The following is a 16652-nucleotide window of genomic DNA, read 5'->3' as shown; positions in this document are numbered from 1 at the left end:
GGCGGGGCCGAGAGGACGGGTGTGCCACGCGGCCGTGAGTACGAGGGCGACACTCGGGTGAAACCCGGCCGGCCGCGCGGGGCCGGGCGGACGGGACCGGGACGGGGTGCTCCGCAGCCGGGGCCGGTGCTCCGCGGTCGGGTTCGGCCGGTCATGTGTGGCCCGGCTGGTGCGGTCGGGCGGGGCCGAGAGGACGGGTGTGCCACGCGGCCGTGAGTACGAGGGCGACACTCGGGTGAAACCCGGCCGGCCGCGCGGGGCCGGGCGGACGGGGCCGGTGCTTCGGGGTTGGGTTCGGTTGGTCATGTGTGGTCCGGTGGGCGGGGTGGGGGTGCTCCGATGATGGCGGGGTGACCGTGTGCTGCCTTCAGGATTCTGGCGGCGCCGCGGACCGCCGCCGTGTGCGGCGCCGGTACCGGACGCAGCGGCGCGCGCAGCCGGTCGCCGAGGCGGTGGGTGATCTCCGGCCACAGGGCGCCGCCGCCCGCCAGCAGCACCCCCCTGTCCAGGGCGTCGCGCGTCAGGGACGTACGGTCCTGCCGGACCATCGCCGTCACCATCGCGACCACCGCCTCGCCGATCTCCGCGGGCGCCGCGGAGTCGAGGTCGCCGGTGCCCAGCGACGTCCGTCGGGCGTCCATGACCGCGCCGTCGGACAGCAGCACCACCTCGGTGAGGTGCGCGCCGATGTCCGCCACGAGCAGCGGTCGGGTCAGGTCCGCTTCGGCGCCCAGCGCGATGGCGCGGGCGCCGGGCACGGTCAGCACGCTCCGGGGCCGCAGCACCGCCACGGCGGCCCGGGCCGCGGCGCGGTAGGCGATCCCGTCGAGTACGGGCGTCGTCACCACGACCAGGGGACGCACCAGGCGGGGCAGCCGATGGCCGAGCAGGCGATCGAGCATCCGGGCCGTGCCTGCGGTGTCGACGATGGCCCCGCGTCGGATGGGGTACTCGGCCCCGCTGCCCGGGAACGTGACCGTGGGCACGTCGACGATCGTCCTCCGGCCGGCCAGCCACACCCGGGTACGGGCGCTGCCCATGTCGAGGGCGACACCCCAGCACGGCCGGCAGGCCGGCCAGGGCCGGTGCCGGGGCACCGCGAGTGAACGGCGCGCGGGGTTCATCGTCCGGCTTCCCTCACCTGCTGGCAGCGCGCGCAGTAGCGGGCCTGCGGCACGATCATCAGCCGTTCCCGGGCGATCGGACGCAGACACAGGTGGCAGTCGCCGTAGCGCTGCCGGTCCATGCGGCGCAGGGCCGCCTCGACATCGGTGAGCACCATGCGGGCGGAGTTCGCGAGTTTCACCCGGACCTCCACCTGCGAGGCCGCCGGCAGCCCGCTCCCGTCGTCGGCGCCGGGCACGGCCGCCGCAGCGATCTGCTGGAGCTGCTCCCTGCGGAACAGGAGTTGCTCGGTCAGGCTCTCGCGGAGCGCGACAAGGTCCTCGGGTGTGAGGCATGTGTCGCGGTCGCTGATGGTCTGCTGGTTCGGGTTCACCACTTCACCCCTTGTACAGGGCCGTAGGACGGGGGCCGCGGGGACGGCTCAGGCGGTGGCGCGGCGGCAGGCGACGCAGTGACGGGTGTAGGGAAGGATCTCCAGGCGCTCCGCGGGCACCGGCTTGGCACAGCCCAGGCAGATGCCGTAACTGCCGTCCTCGATACGGGCGAACGCGGCCTCGATCTCCGTGAGCACGCCCTGGATGGCGGTCCGCTGCGCGGACATGAGGTGGTCGTCCGCCGTCTGACCGGTCTCGTCCAGGGCCTCCAGCTGGGTCAGCCGGGTGGCGCGCGCATGGTCGAGACGGCGGCGCGCCTCGTCCGGGCTCAGGCGGGTGGAACGGGACGCGGTGCGCGAGGTGTCGAGGGGCACGCGCGGGGTGTCGAGGGACATGGTGGGGGCCCTTTCTCGGCCGGTGCGGATGGTGGGCGGCGGCGGACGGCCGCGGGCGGTGGGCGGTCCGACGGCCACACCGTCCGTGGACGATGCGGTTCGGTCATGCTTCAAGCCTGCGGGCTGCGGCGGCCCGGACCCATCGGGCGCAGGCCCCATTTCCCTGAGGTCGGAGCATCCATCCGGGGCCCGCATGGGTATGCCGAGCCATCCGAAATGGGCGTCAGGTCCCATCGACCCGCGACCGGGCTAGGGTCATGCTGGGGCGGGCGCGCATCGGCACCCGGGGGCCGCGGGCCGGTGCCGGGGTGCGATGGACGACAGTAGAGGCAGACCGCGTCACACGAGGAGGAGTACGCACCGGTGTCCCTGTTCTGGCGGATCTTCGCGCTCAACGCCGCGGTGCTGGGTACGGCCACGGCGCTGCTGCTGTGGGCTCCCGTCACCGTTTCCGTGCCGGTGGTGCTGACCGAGGCGATCATCCTGCTGGGCGGGCTCGCCGTGCTGCTGGCGGCCAACGCCGCCCTGCTGCGCTGGGGCCTGGCCCCGCTGGACCGGCTCACCCGGCTGATGACCACGGTCGACCTGCTGCGGCCCGGTCAGCGGCTGCCCGCCCGGGGCGGCGCCGAGGTCGCCGATCTGATCCGCACCTTCAACGCGATGCTGGAACGGCTGGAGCAGGAACGCGCCACGAGCAGTGCCCGGGTACTGCTCGCGCAGGAGGCGGAGCGCCGCCGTATCGCCCAGGAGCTGCACGACGAGGTCGGGCAGAGCCTGACCGCCGTGCTGCTCGCCCTGAAGCGGGCCGCGGACGAGGCGGAGGAGCCGCTGCGCGGGGAGCTGAGCCAGGTGCAGGAGATCACCCGGGAGAGCCTGGACGAGGTACGCCGCCTGGTGCGCCGGCTGCGCCCGGGCGTGCTGGACGACCTGGGTCTGGTGAGCGCGCTGACCTCGCTCACGCATGACTTCGCCACCCACACCGGCCTGCGGGTGCAGCGCCGCTTCGCGGCCGACCTGCCCGCGCTTGAGCCGGAGACCGAGCTGGTGCTCTACCGGGTCGCCCAGGAGAGCCTGACCAACGCCGCCCGCCACGCGGACGCCGAGCGGGTCGTGGTGGCGTTGCAGCACACCGACGACGCGGTGGTCCTCGCCGTCACCGACGACGGCCGGGGAATGAAGGCGGCGCGCGAGGGCGCGGGCATCCGCGGAATGCGGGAGCGGGCCCTGCTCATCGGTGCCGCCCTTGACATCTCCCCCGTCTGCGCACCCCGTACCGGCACCCAGATCCGGCTCGCCGCGCCCGTCCTGAGAAAGCAGTCCTGACCATGCCCGATCCAGCCAAGATCCGTATTCTGCTCGCCGACGATCACGCGTTGGTACGGCGCGGTGTGCGGCTCATCCTCGACCGGGAGCCCGATTTGGAGGTGGTCGCCGAGGCGGGTGACGGGGCGGAGGCCATCGAGATGGCCCGCAGCCGCGAGGTCGACCTCGCGGTCCTGGACATCGCCATGCCCCGGCTGACCGGGTTGCAGGCCACCCGCGAACTCACCGGGCTTAAGCCGGGACTGCGGATCCTGATGCTCACGATGCACGACAACGAGCAGTACTTCTTCCAGGCGTTGAAGTCGGGCGCCTGCGGCTATGTGCTGAAGTCGGTCGCCGACCGCGATCTGGTCGCCGCGTGCCGGGCCGCGATGCGCGACGAGCCCTTCCTCTACCCGGGCGCGGTCACCGCCCTGATCCGCAACTATCTGGAGCGGGTGCGGCACGGTGAGGAGACCCCCGACCAGATCCTCACGCCCCGCGAGGAGGAGGTGCTGAAGCTGGTGGCCGAGGGGCGGTCGTCCAAGGAGATCGCCGAGCTGCTCTTCATCAGCGTCAAGACGGTCCAGCGGCACCGGGCCAACCTGTTGCAGAAGCTCGGCCTGCGCGATCGGCTCGACCTCACCCGCTACGCGATCCGGGCCGGGCTCGTCGAACCCTGATCCTCCGCTGTCCCGGGGCCCCCGGGCCCGCCTGCTCGCCGCATCACGACCGCCACCAGGAAAGGGGACGGCGCATGTCTTCGCGTCCGCGCGCCGTCCCCGCGGCGTCGGCCGGCCGGCCGACGGCCCTCCCCCGGGCGATGGCCGAGGGGCCGGCTCGCCGGCTCGCCGTGCTGGCGGCCGTCCTGCTGGCCCTGCTGACGACGGCGTTCACCCCGGCGGATCCGCGACCCGCCCCGGACCTCGCGACACCGGCCGCCGCGTCGGCGACCGCGAACGGCCACCAGGCCGATACCGCCCACCCCGCCGACGGCGCCGCCCCGGACGACGCGGTCCACCCCGCCGACGGCGTCCACCAAGGCGACACCACCCACCGACCCGACGCCCACCCCCACACCGACGCCGACGCCGACGCCGACGCCGACACTGACGCCGACTCCGACTCCACCAGCCGAGCCGGTACACGCCACCAGGCCCACCCCCACGCCGACACCGACACCGACGCCGTCGACACCAGCCGAACCCGCACAAGCCACCAGCACCACACCGAACACCCCCGCCCACCCGACCACCACACCACCGCAAACAAGCACCACAACAAACCCACCCACCAGGCCCACCCCCACCCCCGCGCCGACGCCGACCACGACGCCATCGGCACCAGTCGGGCCGGCGCACGCCACGAGCACCACGCCGAACGCCCGGGCCCGCACGGCCAGCACGCGGCTGCCGTGACCGCCGGCGTGTCCCTCCCGGTTCCCGGCGCCGCGCGGGCGCCGTGGGGTGCGGATGTTCCCGGACCCTCGGGGTCCGGCGCGCCCCCCGAGCGTGGGCGGGCGCCTCCCCTGCCCTCCGGCTCCTGACCTTTCCGTCCTGACCGTCCGCCGCGACCGCGCCGGCCGCAGCCGCGGCGTGCCCGCCGGAGGCACCCTTGACCCGTTCCCGTTCCCGTTCCCGCTACCGTTCCCCCGCCCGCTCACGTTCCCGCTCCGCGCGCAGCCGCGCGCTGCTCGCCCTCGCCGTGATCGCCCTATCCCTGTACATCACCCTGACCGTGCCGGTCCGCCTCGGGCTCGATCTGCGCGGCGGCACCCAGATCGTGCTGGAGACCCGCTCGACCGAGACCGCCCGCGCCGACCGCGCGGCCACCGACCGCACCCTGGAGGTGCTGCGGGGCCGCGTCGACGCGCTCGGTGTCGCCGAACCCACCCTCGTGCGTTCCGGCAGCAACCGGATCATCGTGGAACTGCCGGGCGTGCAGGACCCGAAGAAGGCCGCCGACGTGCTCGGCCGCACCGCCCAGCTCACCGTCCACCCGGTGCTCGGCACCGCCGACGAGGCGTCCCGGTCGCGGTCCGGGACGTCCCGGGAGCGGATCCTGCCCGACGAGTCGGGACAGTTGCTGCGGCTCGGGGCCGCGACCCTGACCGGGCAGGACGTCAAGGGCGCCGCCGCGCGCTTCGACCAGGAATCCGGCGCCGGCTGGGGCGTCACCGTGGACTTCAACCGCTCGGGCCGCGACCGGTGGACGGGGCTGACCGGTGAGGCGGCCTGCCGTCCCGTCGGCGATCCCGCGCGCCGCGTGGCGATCGTCCTCGACGACAAGATCATCTCCGCGCCACAGGTCGACCCGTCGGTCTCCTGCGGGACGGGCATCCCCGGCGGCTCGACCCAGATCACCGGGGCGTTCGACGACGCCGACTCCCGTGAACTGGCGCTGCTCATCAGCGGCGGCGCCCTGCCGGTGCCGGTCGAGACCGTCGAGCAGCACACCGTCGGCCCCAGCCTGGGCGCCCGGGCCATCACCGCGAGCGCCTGGGCCGCGGCCCTCGGCACCGTACTCACCTCGCTGTTCATCATCGGCGTGTACCGGCTCATGGGCGTCCTGGCGACCGTGGCACTGCTCTGCTACGGCCTGATCTCCTACGCCGCCCTGGCCGCCTTGGGCGCCACCCTGACGCTGCCGGGCCTCGCCGGTTTCGTCCTGGCGATCGGCATGGCCGTCGACGCCAACGTGCTCGTCTTCGAACGCGCCCGGGAGGAGAGCGCCGCCCGGCTCCGGTCCGGCCCGCGGTCGGCGCTAGCCGCCGGTTTCCGCAACGCCCTCAGCGCGATCGCCGACTCCAACATCACCACGCTGATCGCTGCGGCACTGCTGTTCTTCTTCGCCTCCGGGCCGGTGCGCGGCTTCGGCGTCACCCTCGGCATCGGCGTGCTCGCGTCCATGGTCAGCGCCCTGGTCATCACGCGGGTGCTCGCCGAGTACGCGGCCGGCCGGCCCTGGGTGCGGCGCCGGCCTCGGCTGACCGGCATCGCCACCACCGGCGCGGTCCGCGACCGGCTGGTGCGGCGCAACCCGCGGCTGATGCGTCATCCGCGGCGCTGGCTTGCGGTCTCCGGCGTGGCAGTCGTCCTCGCCGGGTCGGGCATCGCGTTCCGCGGCCTCGACCTCGGCATCGAGTTCACCGGGGGACGGCTCATCGAGTACGCCACCAGTACCCCGGTCGACCCGGAGCGGGCCCGTGCCGCGCTGGCCGACGCCGGTTTCCCGCAGGCCGTCGTGCAGTCCTCCGGCGACGCCCGGATCACGGTGCGCACCGGTGAACTGACCGATGCGGAGGCCGCCGAGGTCACCGAGGCCGTCGGTGACCTCGGCGGCACGGCAGAGCGGGTCCGCGACGAGTTGGTGGGCCCCAGCCTGGGCGACGAGCTGCGCCGCAACGCCCTGATCGCGCTGGCCGTGGCCCTCGGTGCCCAACTGCTGTATCTCGCCGCCCGCTTCCGCTGGCTGCTCGGCACCGCGGCAGTGGTCGCGATGGCCCACGACGTGCTCATCCTGGTCGGTGTCTTCGCCTGGCTGGGCAAGCCCGTCGACGGGGTGTTCCTCGCTGCGCTGCTCACCGTCATCGGCTATTCGGTCAACGACTCGGTCGTCGTCTTCGACCGGGTCCGGGAGTTGCTGCGCCGCGACCGGGCGGCGCTGCCGGACATCGCCGACCGGGCGATCCTGCAGACCCTGCCGCGCACGGTGAACACGGGGATGGGCGCCGCGCTGATCCTGACCGCGCTGGCGGTGCTCGGCGGCGACTCGCTCACCGACTTCGCCCTGGCGCTGCTGATCGGCCTTGCGGTCGGCACCTATTCCTCGGTGTTCACCGCCACGCCCCTGGCCGTCGAGTTGGACGGCCGCCGCAGCGGGGCAGGGGCGGGCCGCCGGACGGCCCGGCCGGCCGCCGCGCGCAGCCGGGGGAAGCGGGAGCCGGCGGGCTGACCGGGGCCGGCGGAGGTCAGTCGGTGCGGCGCACGCGCCACACGTGGTCGTCGCGGAAGCCCTCCGTGCCGTCGGGTGACATGCTCGTGCGCCGCACCGACTCCAGCGTCTCCACGGTCCAGTGCTCCTCGGGCAGCGCGAGCTCGTCGAGGACGCCGCGCAGCGTGGGGAACGCGTGGGCGAAGGGCGGTTCGGTCTGCCAGGACGGCCAGCCGGCGTGCAGGACGACGAGGAGTGTGCCGTCGGCGGCGACCGCGTCGGCGGCACGGCGCAGCACCTCGCGCTGGTCCAGTTCCACCGGGGACTGCAGATACTGGACGTTCACCAGGTCGAACCGGCCCCGGGGGAAGCTCGGGCCCAGTTCGTGGCGCTCCCAGGAGGTGCGGTCGGTGACGCCCGCCGCGGCGGCGTGCGCGGCGGCGCGGTCGAGGGCCGTGGCCGAGATGTCGGTGCCGGTGACCCGCCAGCCGTGCGTGGCCAGCCACACGGCGTCGGCGCCCTCACCGCAGCCGAGGTCGAGGGCGGTGCCGGGGCGCAGCCCGGCCGCCTCACGGACGAGCAGCGCATTGGGCCGGCCGCTCCAGACCCGGTCGTTGGTGCGGTACCTGGTCTCCCAGAACTCCTCGGGTCGCATGGTGGGCATCTCGGTCATGGGGGGCTCCCTGGGGTTCGGCGCGGTCCGGGCTGCGGTGGGTGGTTCCGGCGCCACCCGGGGAGAGCCTGCGCCGATCCGGCCGGACGCGACAAACATCTTTGCTGTTTCCGCAAAGCGGGCCTGCGGCCGGGGATGGGTTCATCGGCTCGGGTTCCGGCGTCCCGTACGCCGTGCTCGGACGGGAGGCCGGGGCCGCCCGGCGGCGGGGAGGTGCGCGCCGGGCGGCCCGGGTGTCACGCGCAGCCCGCGGGGGTCGCCCGGGACGCGTCGCCGATCAGTGCCTCGTGGGCGGCCTTGACCCGCCGCACATCCGGCTTGACGACCTTGCGGTCGTAGGTGATCAGCCCGTTCAGCTCGCCCTCGACGTCCGTGATCTGGGTGTACACGGCGCCGTTGCCGCCCCGGCAGGCCAGGGTGTGCACCTCGGCGAGCTTGGTGAGGTAGTCGTCGGTGTAGGTGGCCGGATCGACGTCGACGTACGACTGCTGCACCGACCAGGCGTGCCCGGGCACGGCGAGGCCGAGGCCGCCGTACTCGCCGCTGACCAGGGCCCGTTCGCCGTCCGGATGCGGGGGCAGCGCGGGGCTCGGGTAGCCGTGCTCGTCCATGATGTCGCCGGTGCCGCCGTCCGCGCCGAGGTTGAGGCCCGACATGCTGTTGACCAGCCGGGTGGGGTCCCACGACTTGGCCTGGTCGGCGATGCGGGCCATGTCGTACTGGCCCCAGCCCTCGTTGAAGGTGACCCACATGACGATCGACGGGCTGCTGATGTGCTCGTCGATCATCTGCTTCATCTCGCGCTCGTACTGAGCGCGGGAGTCCGCGTCCGGGTTCACGCCCGCGGTCATCGCCGGCATGTCCTGCCACACCAGCAGGCCCAGCTTGTCGGCCCAGTAGAACCAGCGGTCGGGCTCGACCTTGATGTGTTTGCGGACGGCGTTGAAGCCCATCTTCTTGTGCATCTTCAGGTCGTAGGCGAGCGCCTCGTCGCTCGGCGCGGTGTGCAGGCCGTCCGGCCAGAAGCCCTGGTCCAGGGTGGCCATCATGAACACCGGTTCGCCGTTGAGGACGGTGCGCGGGGTGCCGTCGATCTTCTCGACCGCGATGGACCGCATGCCGAAGTAGCTGCCGACGCGGTCGGCGCCGACACTCACCTTCAGGTCGTACAGATACGGGTCGTCCGGCGACCAGAGCCGGGGGCTTCGGATCTTCAGGGTGAGCGGGCTGCCGCTGCGTCCGGTGGCGGTGGCGACCGGCCGGTTGCCCGCGTACGCCGTCGCCGTGACCCGAAGTCCGTCGCGCACGCCCTTCGGCTCGACGGTCAGGGTGCCCGCGCCGACGTCCGGGGTGAGCCCCAGCGAGTCGACGTGGTCGGCGGCGACGGGTTCCAGCCACACGGTCTGCCAGATGCCGGAGCTGGGGGTGTACCAGATGCCGCTGGGGTCGAGGCGCTGCTTGCCGAGCGGCGGGTTCTCGCCGTTCGCGGAGTCGGTCGGGTCGTAGACGCCGACGATCAGTTCCTGGGTGCGGCCGGGCTTGAGAGCGTCGGTGATGTCGGCGCTGAACTTGTCGTAGCCGCCCTCGTGTTCGGTGACCTTGGTGCCGTTGACATACACCTCGGTACGCCAGTCGACCGCACCGAAGTTGAGTTGCAGGCGCTTGCCGGAGCCGATCTTCCAGCCGGCCGGGACGGTGAAGGTGCGCCGGTACCACATCCGGTCCTCGTGCCGTTCGAGGCCGGAGAGCTGGGACTCGACGGGGTAGGGGACGAGGATGCGCTCGGCGAGGTTGCGGCCGACCGGGGGCCGCTCGCCGGCCTTGGCGGCGGCGAACTGCCAGCTGCCGTTGAGGTTCTGCCAGGCGCCGCGGGTCAACTGGGGTCGCGGGTACTCGCGGTGGGCGTTGGCCGGGGTGACGTCCTCGGCCCAGGGGGTGCGCAGTTCGTAGGTGGAGCGGTTGGCGCCGCTGCTCCAGAACGAGCCGACAACGTTGCCGTCCGCGCCGGTCAGGCCGCCCGCTCCGTCGTAGCGCACGTCGGCGGTGCCGCGCGCGGTGCCGGTCTTGTTGCCGACGACGGGTTCCTTCAGCGGGACCAGCAGCGACTTGTGGTCCGCCGGGTCGAGGCGGGCCTGGCCGATCGGCCAGGCGGCGCCGCCGATCACGGCGTTCAGATGGTCGGTGAGCCCCGCCGGGGGCGTGGCGAGGGCCTGGGCGAAGTCGAGGCGGAGGGTCCGGCCGTCCTTCAGGACCGTGGTGCCGATGGCGCCGTCGTAGGCGTAGCCCTCGGGCAGCCGGAACGCGGACTGCGGGATCGCCGTCTTGGCGCCGCCCGGCGGGGTCCAGCGCACATGCAGGTTGGAGCCCCCGTAGTGCTCGAAGTACTCGACCTTGAGGTCGTAGGCCTGCCCGGCCGTCAACTCCACGGGCTCGGCGGTCTGTTCGCGGTCCCAGTCATCGACCCAGTGGTCGATGACGAGCCGGCCGCCGACCCAGAGGCGGAAGCCGTTGTCGCCGGTGATCGAGAAGGTGGTGGGGCCGGTCTTCTCCGGCACGATCCGGCCGGTCCAGCGGACGCTGACGTCGTCCGACCGCCCGGTGGCCGAACTCAGCCGGGACTCCAGCGAGTCGAAGTCCAGTTGCGGATCGAATCCGGTGGCCTTGAGTTCATGGAAGTCGAAGGCGCCGGGTGCGGACTGGGTGTAGTACTCGCCCTTGAGGCCGTGGACCTCGACGGGGTCCTCCGCGGCCGTCGCGGCCGGTGCGGCGGCGAGTCCCGCGGCGCCCAGCACTGCCGCGAGGAGCAGGACGAGTCGGTCTCTGATCGGTCTGATGCGCACGAATCCTCCTTGACTGAGGAAGGGTGGCGGCTCGGTGCTTCAGTCTGTACAACGTTGGAAGCAGAGGCAGTTGGCATGAGAGCACGGGCTCTCAACCGCTGTCCAGATCCATGACAAAAGCTCCGTCCCGGAGCACCCGTCGATGCCGAGGAGATCCCTTGCGGGTCAGCCTGAAGGACGTGGCCGAACGTGCCGGCGTCTCGATCAAGACCGTGTCCAACGTCGTCAACAACTATCCGCACGTCACCCCGGCCATGCGGGCCAGGGTGCAGCAGGCCATCGACGAGCTGGGCTACCGGCCGAACCTCACCGCGCGCCATCTGCGCAAGGGCCGTACCGGCATCATCGCGCTGGCCGTCCCGGAACTCGGCAACCCGTACTTCGCCGAGCTGGCGGGCGCCGTGATCGACGCCGCCGCCGAGCACGAGTTCACGGTTCTGCTCGACCACACGCGCGGTGAACGCGAACGGGAGCTGCTGGTCAGCCAGGGGTTCCGGGCCCGGGTGATCGACGGGCTGATCCTCAGCCCGCTGGAGCTGGAGGCCGAGGACCTGCGCGGCCGGGCCGACGACGTGCCGCTGGTGCTGCTCGGCGAGCGGGAGTACGACCTGCCGTTCGACCACATCGCGATCGACAACGTGGCGGCGGCCCGCGCCGCGGTGCGCCATCTCCTCGGCCGCGGCCGGACCCGGATCGCCTATCTCGGGGTCCGCACGGACTCCGCCAACCGCCCCGCCCATCTGCGCCTTGACGGCTGGCGGGCCGAGCTGGCGGCGGCCGGGGTCCCGGCCCCGGACGACCTGATCGTGCCGGTCGGCGGCTGGGACCGGGACGACGGCGCACGGGCCATGGCGCAGCTGCTGGACACGGGCGTGCGGCCCGACGCGGTCTTCGCGTTCAACGATCTCATCGCGATCGGTGCCATGCGGGTGCTGCACGAGCGCGGGCTCAGGGTGCCGTGGGACGTCGCCGTGGTGGGCTTCGACGACATCGCCGAGAGCCGCTTCGGGGCCGTCTCACTGACCACGATCTCGCCCGACAAGCAGGCCATCGCCCGGCTCGCGGTGGCCTCGCTGCTGCGCAGCCTGTCCGGCCGGCAGGACCCCGGCGGATGTGAACTGACCGCGGAATTCCGGCTGGTGGAGCGGGAGAGCACGCTGGGCCGGCGCTGACCGCGGGACCGGGCGGCCCGGCCGGGATTTCGGACGGAAGGGTTTACAGCACCCTTCCAACGATGTAAAAACCTCCCCTGAACGACGTGCACACCGTGTTGACCGCAAGTGCCACCTCCCCGTGACCGCTCTCAGCGCCGGGGCCGCGCCGTTTGGGGACTTTCATGAAGCCCACGTCACTCCGTTCCCGTGCCTCGGCACGGGCCCTTCTCGCCACCGGTCTCGTCACGGGCCTGGCCCTGATCACCGGATGCGCCAAGTCCGAGGACTCCGCCGACACGACCGACAAGTCGTCCGCCCAGCAGGCCGATTCGGGCCAGGTGGTCGCCTCGCCCAGCGCCTCAGGGCCCACCTGCGCCATCGACGCGTACGGCGGCGACAAGATCGACCTCAAGTCCGCCACCGTCGGCTTCTCCCAGTCCGAGAAGGAGGCCAATCCGTTCCGGATCGCGGAGACCGCCTCGATCAAGGAGGAGGCGGCCAAGCGCGGCGTCAAGCTCCTCACCGCCAACGCACAGTCCCAGTTCTCCAAGCAGATCAGCGACGTCCAGGACCTCATCGCCAAGGGCGCCGACCTGTTGGTGATCGCACCGCTCAACTCGGACGGCTGGGAACCCGTGCTGCGCACCGCGGCGGCCAAGCACATCCCGATCGTCACCGTCGACCGCAAGATCAACGCCACCGCCTGCAAGGACTATGTGAGCTTCATCGGCTCCGACTTCGTGGAACAGGGCCGGCGGGCCGCGGACCGGATGATCGAGGCGACCGGCGGCAAGGGCGAGATCGCCATCCTGCTGGGCGCAGCCGGCAACAACGTGACGACGGAACGCACCAAGGGCTTCGAGGACCGGATCAAGGAGAAGGCGCCCGGCCTGAAGGTGGTGTTCCGGCAGACCGGCGAGTTCGCCCGCGAGAAGGGCCAGTCGGTCACCGAGAACCTGATCCAGTCCAAGCCCGGGATCAAGGGCATCTACGCCGAGAACGACGAGATGGGACTGGGCGCGGTCAACGCCCTCAAGGGCGCTGGGAAGAAACCGGGCGATGTGAAGATCGTGACGATCGACGGCACCCGCAACGCCGTACAGGGCATCGTGGACGGCTGGATCGACGGTGTCATCGAGTCCAATCCGCGCTTCGGGCCGCTCGCCTTCCAGACCCTCGACACCTTCACCCGGGGCGGTGCCGTCGCCCAGGACATCGTCATCGAGGACAGCGCATACACCTCGGCCAACGCCGAGTCGGACCTCGGCAAGGCGTACTGACGTGCTCTCGGTCACCGGGGTGTCCAAGGTCTTCCCCGGCGTGCGGGCCCTGTCCGACGTGGACTTCACCGCCCGCGCCGGGCAGGTGCACGCCCTCGTCGGGGAGAACGGCGCGGGCAAGTCGACCCTCATCAAGGTGCTCACCGGCGTCCATCCGCCGGACACGGGCGAGATCCGCTACGACGGCGGACCCGTCCGCTTCAGCACCCCGCTGGGGGCCCAGCAGGCGGGCATCTCCACCATCTACCAGGAGGTCAACCTGGTCCCGCTGATGAGCGTGGCCCGCAATCTGTTCCTGGGCCGCGAACCGAGGGGCAGGTTCGGTCTGATCGACTTCCGGCGGATGCGCCGGGAGGCGGACGAGGCGCTGCGCGCCCTCGGCATCCGGGTCGACGTGCGCCGTCCGCTGCGTGAACTCGGCGTCGGCGCCCAGCAGATGGTGGCCCTCGCGCGGGCCGTCGCCGTCGACGCGCGCGTGGTGGTGATGGACGAGCCCACGTCGTCCCTCGAACCACGCGAGGTGCGCACCCTGTTCGAGGTGATCCGCATGCTGCGCGAGCGGGGCGTCGCCGTCATCTACGTGAGCCACCGCATGGACGAGCTGTACGAGATCTGCGACGCGGTCACCGTGCTGCGCGACGGCCGGGTGGTGCACACCGGGCCGCTCGCCGGACTCGACCGGCTGCGGCTGGTCTCGCTCATGCTGGGCCGGGACATCGGCGAGGTGCGCGGCGAGGGCCTGACCAAGTTCACCGGCTCCCACCACGCCACGGCGGAACCGGTCTTGAAAACCGAGGGATTGACGGTCCGTCATCAGCTGCACGAGGTGTCGCTGTCCATCCGGCCCGGCGAGGTGGTCGGGCTGGGCGGGCTGCTCGGCTCGGGCCGCAGCGAGACGGCGCGGGCCGTCGCCGGGGCGCTGCCGACGGACGCCGGCCGGGTCTCGGTCGGCGGCGTGCCCGTGCGCGGCGGCTCGCCGCCCGCCGCGATCCGCGCGGGCATCAGTCTGCTGCCGGAGGACCGCAAGGCCGAGGGGATCGTCCCCGGGCTTTCGGTGCGGGAGAACATCGCGCTCGCCGCGCTGCCGGCGCTCTCCCGGTTCGGCCTGGTGGACGACGCGCGCATCGACCGGATCGTGGACACCTTCGTACGGCGGCTGCGCATCAAGTCGGCGGGCCCGCACCAGAAGGTGGGCGAACTGTCCGGCGGCAACCAGCAGAAGGTGCTGCTGGCCCGCTGGCTGGCCGTGCACCCGAAGGTACTGCTGCTCGACGAGCCGACGCGCGGGATCGACGTCGGCGCCAAGGCGGAGGTGCAGGCACTCATCGACGAACTCGCCGAGGACGGTCTCGCCGTGCTGCTGATCTCCTCCGACACCGAGGAGCTGATCGAGGGCAGCGACCGGGTCATGGTGCTCAAGGACGGGCGTGTCGTGGACGAGTTGACCGGCGACGCCGTCACCGAGGACGCGCTGCTGCGGGCTGTCGCCGCCGCACCCGCCGGGGGCCGCCATGACTGAACTCGCCGTCGCACGCGGTTCGCTGGACCGCGCCCGGCTGCTGCGCCTGGCGCAGGAGTACGGCGTGTACGCGGGCGTGGTGGTGCTGCTGCTGTTCAACTTCGTGTTCACCCCGCACTTCGCCTCCGCCGAGAACTTCCGCACCCAGGCCGTCCAAGTGGCCCCGGTGCTGATCGTGGCGCTCGGCATGGCGCTGGCGATCGGCACCGAGGGCGTCGACCTGTCGGTGGGCTCGGTGATGGCGCTGGCCACCTCGCTGCTGTCGCTGTACCTCGGCTACGGCCCATGGGTCGCCGCGCTGGTGGCGGTGGCGGGCGGCATCCTGGTGGGGCTCGCGAACGGCGCCCTGGTCGCGTTCGTGGGCGTGCAGCCCATCGTGGCCACGCTCGCGCTGATGGTGGCCGCGCGCGGGCTGGCGCTGGTGCTGCTGCCCCAGCTCAAGGACGTGCGTGACCCGGGCATGACGGCACTGGGCTCCGGCGATGTGCTGGGCGTGCCCTACCTCGTGCTCATCGCCGCCGCCCTGGCCCTGCTGGTCGCCTTCGTGGTGCGGCGCAGCACGTTCGGGCGGCAGTTGCTCGCCATCGGCGACAGCCGGCCCGCGGCCCGTCTGGCCGGACTGCCCGTCCGCCGCGTCCTCGTCGTGGTGTACGTCTGCTCGGGCGCCCTGGCCGCGGTCGCGGGCATCCTCGCCACGGCCCGGCTGACGGCAAGCGACCCCACGTCGCTGGGGACGCTGATGGAACTGTCGGCGATCACCGCGGTAGTCGTCGGGGGCACGCCGCTGTCCGGGGGCCGGGTGCGCATCGGCGGCACGGTCGCCGGCGCCGTCCTGATCCAGTTGCTGACCACCACGCTGGTCAAGCACGACCTGCCGCCGTCGTGGACGCAGATCGCCCAGGCCGTGGTGATCGTCGCCGCCGTCTACGCGGCCCGCGAACGGGGGAAACGATGACCACCGGTACCACGGAGGCCGGCATGCCCTCCGGCACCGTCCACCCGGGCGCCGACGAGCAGAGCGGTCCCGGCCGGGCCGAGCGGCTCAGCGCCCTCGCCCAGCAGCACGGCGCCCTCGTCACCCTGCTGCTCGCCATGGTCGTGGCCTCGCTGAGCTTCGACACGTTTCTGACCGGCGACAACCTGGAGAACATGGCGCTGTCCTCGGCGTTCCTCGCCGTGGTCGCGCTGGGCATGACGTTCGTGATCGTCACCGGCGGGATCGACCTGTCCGTCGGCTCGCTGTTCGCGCTGGGCGGAGTGCTGGCCGCCTGGGGCTCGCAGTACGGCACGGTCGTGGCGCTGCTGCTGCCGCTCGCGGTGTGCGGGCTGATCGGGCTGGTCAACGGGCTGCTGATCGCCCGGTCCGGTCTGGCGCCGTTCATCGTGACGCTGGCCGCCATGCTGGGTGCCCGCGGCATCCTCCTCGCGGTCACCGACGAGGGTTCACGGACGTATCTCGTCGACAAGGACTCCTTCTTCGCGACCCTCGGGCAGGGCTCGCTGCTCGGCATCGGCGTGCCGGTGTGGATCACGGTGGTGCTCTTCGTGCTGGGCGCGGTCGTGCTGCGCCGCTCCAGGTTCGGGCAGTACGTGTATGCGGTGGGCGGCAACGAGGACGCGGCGGCCCTGATGGGGGCGCCGGTGGCCCGTACGAAGATCGCCGTCTACACCCTGTCCGGTCTGTGCGCCGGGCTCGCGGGGGCGCTGAACGCGGCCTGGCTGGTGTCGGGCGTGACGATCCTCGGGTCGGGCATGGAGCTGGAGGCCATCTCGGCGGTCGTCATCGGCGGCACCCTGCTCACCGGCGGGTTCGGCTTCGTCAGCGGTTCACTGGTCGGTGTGCTGCTGCTGAAGGTGATCCAGAACGTCATCAACCAGATCGGCTCCCTCGACTCCGCCTACCAGCAGGTGGTCAGCGGCGCGTTCCTGGCCGTGGTCGTGGGGGGGGGGGCCCGGGGGGGGGGCCCCCCCCCCCCGGGGGGGGGCCGGCCCCGGGCCGGGGGGGGGGCCCCCGCGGGGGGGGGGGGGGGCCGGGGCCGGCCCCCCCCCGCGCGCGC

Annotated in this window: 14 protein-coding genes; 9 read left to right on the top strand and 5 right to left on the bottom strand. The window is 72.6% G+C overall.

Annotation, left to right across the window (positions count from 1 at the left end):
• Positions 1 to 302 precede the first annotated feature (302 nt).
• From ACFYTE_RS05160 to ACFYTE_RS05150, 3 genes are read right to left on the bottom strand one after another with little or no spacing between them, the layout of a single operon-like run.
• Positions 303 to 1124 (bottom strand): rod shape-determining protein, encoded by an 822-nt coding sequence (locus tag ACFYTE_RS05160; protein WP_388705052.1) that lies wholly within the window; start codon positions 1122 to 1124, stop codon positions 303 to 305.
• Positions 1121 to 1498 (bottom strand): TraR/DksA family transcriptional regulator, encoded by a 378-nt coding sequence (locus ACFYTE_RS05155; RefSeq protein WP_388705050.1) that lies wholly within the window; start codon positions 1496 to 1498, stop codon positions 1121 to 1123. The genes ACFYTE_RS05160 and ACFYTE_RS05155 overlap by 4 nt, the downstream gene beginning before the upstream one ends.
• Before the next feature lie 48 nt (positions 1499 to 1546).
• Positions 1547 to 1894 carry a TraR/DksA family transcriptional regulator gene (locus tag ACFYTE_RS05150; protein WP_388705048.1) on the bottom strand — a complete coding sequence of 116 codons (348 nt, stop codon included), beginning with the start codon at positions 1892 to 1894 and terminating at the stop codon, positions 1547 to 1549.
• A gap of 363 nt (positions 1895 to 2257) precedes the next feature.
• On the opposite strand from ACFYTE_RS05150, the gene ACFYTE_RS05145 reads away from it, so the two are divergent.
• The 4 genes from ACFYTE_RS05145 to secD all read left to right on the top strand — a co-directional run bounded on the left by ACFYTE_RS05145 (position 2258) and on the right by secD (position 7150).
• Positions 2258 to 3217 (top strand): HAMP domain-containing sensor histidine kinase, encoded by a 960-nt coding sequence (locus ACFYTE_RS05145; protein WP_388705045.1) that lies wholly within the window; start codon positions 2258 to 2260, stop codon positions 3215 to 3217.
• 2 nt (positions 3218 to 3219) lie between these two features.
• Complete coding sequence (locus tag ACFYTE_RS05140) at positions 3220 to 3879, top strand: response regulator (protein WP_388705043.1); 660 nt, start codon at positions 3220 to 3222, stop codon at positions 3877 to 3879.
• Positions 3880 to 3953: 74 nt separating this feature from the next.
• The gene (locus ACFYTE_RS05135; RefSeq protein ID WP_388705040.1) at positions 3954 to 4742 is read left to right on the top strand and encodes a hypothetical protein; all 789 of its coding nucleotides are present in this window, start codon (positions 3954 to 3956) and stop codon (positions 4740 to 4742) included.
• Between the two features lie 68 nt (positions 4743 to 4810).
• Positions 4811 to 7150 carry a protein translocase subunit SecD gene (gene secD / locus ACFYTE_RS05130; protein ID WP_388705037.1) on the top strand — a complete coding sequence of 780 codons (2340 nt, stop codon included), beginning with the start codon at positions 4811 to 4813 and terminating at the stop codon, positions 7148 to 7150.
• A 16-nt stretch (positions 7151 to 7166) separates the two neighbouring features.
• On the opposite strand, the gene ACFYTE_RS05125 is transcribed toward secD, so the two are convergent.
• Positions 7167 to 7802, bottom strand: a complete 636-nt coding sequence (locus ACFYTE_RS05125; RefSeq protein ID WP_388705035.1) for a class I SAM-dependent methyltransferase — start codon at positions 7800 to 7802, stop codon at positions 7167 to 7169.
• 236 nt (positions 7803 to 8038) lie between these two features.
• Positions 8039 to 10642, bottom strand: coding sequence for a PA14 domain-containing protein (locus ACFYTE_RS05120; protein WP_388705032.1), 2604 nt, complete (start codon positions 10640 to 10642; stop codon positions 8039 to 8041).
• Between the two features lie 158 nt (positions 10643 to 10800).
• Here ACFYTE_RS05120 and ACFYTE_RS05115 point away from each other — a divergent pair, with 158 nt between their 5' ends.
• The 5 genes from ACFYTE_RS05115 to ACFYTE_RS05095 form a co-directional block, all read left to right on the top strand.
• Entirely contained in the window at positions 10801 to 11814 is a 1014-nt protein-coding gene (locus ACFYTE_RS05115) for a LacI family DNA-binding transcriptional regulator (RefSeq protein WP_388705031.1), read from the top strand.
• Between the two features lie 164 nt (positions 11815 to 11978).
• On the top strand, positions 11979 to 13076 hold the full coding sequence (locus ACFYTE_RS05110; protein WP_388705028.1) for an ABC transporter substrate-binding protein: 1098 nt from the start codon (positions 11979 to 11981) through the stop codon (positions 13074 to 13076).
• A gap of 1 nt (position 13077) precedes the next feature.
• Complete coding sequence (locus ACFYTE_RS05105) at positions 13078 to 14595, top strand: sugar ABC transporter ATP-binding protein (protein ID WP_388705027.1); 1518 nt, start codon at positions 13078 to 13080, stop codon at positions 14593 to 14595.
• Positions 14588 to 15550, top strand: coding sequence for an ABC transporter permease (locus tag ACFYTE_RS05100; RefSeq protein ID WP_388705025.1), 963 nt, complete (start codon positions 14588 to 14590; stop codon positions 15548 to 15550). The genes ACFYTE_RS05105 and ACFYTE_RS05100 overlap by 8 nt, the downstream gene beginning before the upstream one ends.
• A partial coding sequence (locus ACFYTE_RS05095) for an ABC transporter permease (RefSeq protein ID WP_388705023.1) occupies positions 15547 to 16652 on the top strand: 1106 nt, incomplete at its 3' end. The genes ACFYTE_RS05100 and ACFYTE_RS05095, both read left to right, overlap by 4 nt.

Origin of the sequence: Streptomyces sp. NPDC004629, from assembly GCF_042873595.1 — a bacterium.
In the GTDB taxonomy this organism is placed as follows: domain Bacteria; phylum Actinomycetota; class Actinomycetes; order Streptomycetales; family Streptomycetaceae; genus Streptomyces.
This window is presented reverse-complemented; position numbering and strand designations above follow the sequence as displayed.

Bases quoted from the DNA above. Each gene is read 5' to 3' on its own strand.
- ACFYTE_RS05110 (WP_388705028.1), top strand. From the start codon at position 11,979: ATGAAGCCCACGTCACTCCGTTCCCGTGCCTCGGCACGGGCCCTTCTC.
- ACFYTE_RS05135 (WP_388705040.1), top strand. From the start codon at position 3,954: ATGTCTTCGCGTCCGCGCGCCGTCCCCGCGGCGTCGGCCGGCCGGCCG.
- ACFYTE_RS05100 (WP_388705025.1), top strand. From the start codon at position 14,588: ATGACTGAACTCGCCGTCGCACGCGGTTCGCTGGACCGCGCCCGGCTG.
- ACFYTE_RS05160 (WP_388705052.1), bottom strand. From the start codon at position 1,124: ATGAACCCCGCGCGCCGTTCACTCGCGGTGCCCCGGCACCGGCCCTGG.
- ACFYTE_RS05140 (WP_388705043.1), top strand. From the start codon at position 3,220: ATGCCCGATCCAGCCAAGATCCGTATTCTGCTCGCCGACGATCACGCG.
- ACFYTE_RS05125 (WP_388705035.1), bottom strand. From the start codon at position 7,802: ATGACCGAGATGCCCACCATGCGACCCGAGGAGTTCTGGGAGACCAGG.
- ACFYTE_RS05150 (WP_388705048.1), bottom strand. From the start codon at position 1,894: ATGTCCCTCGACACCCCGCGCGTGCCCCTCGACACCTCGCGCACCGCG.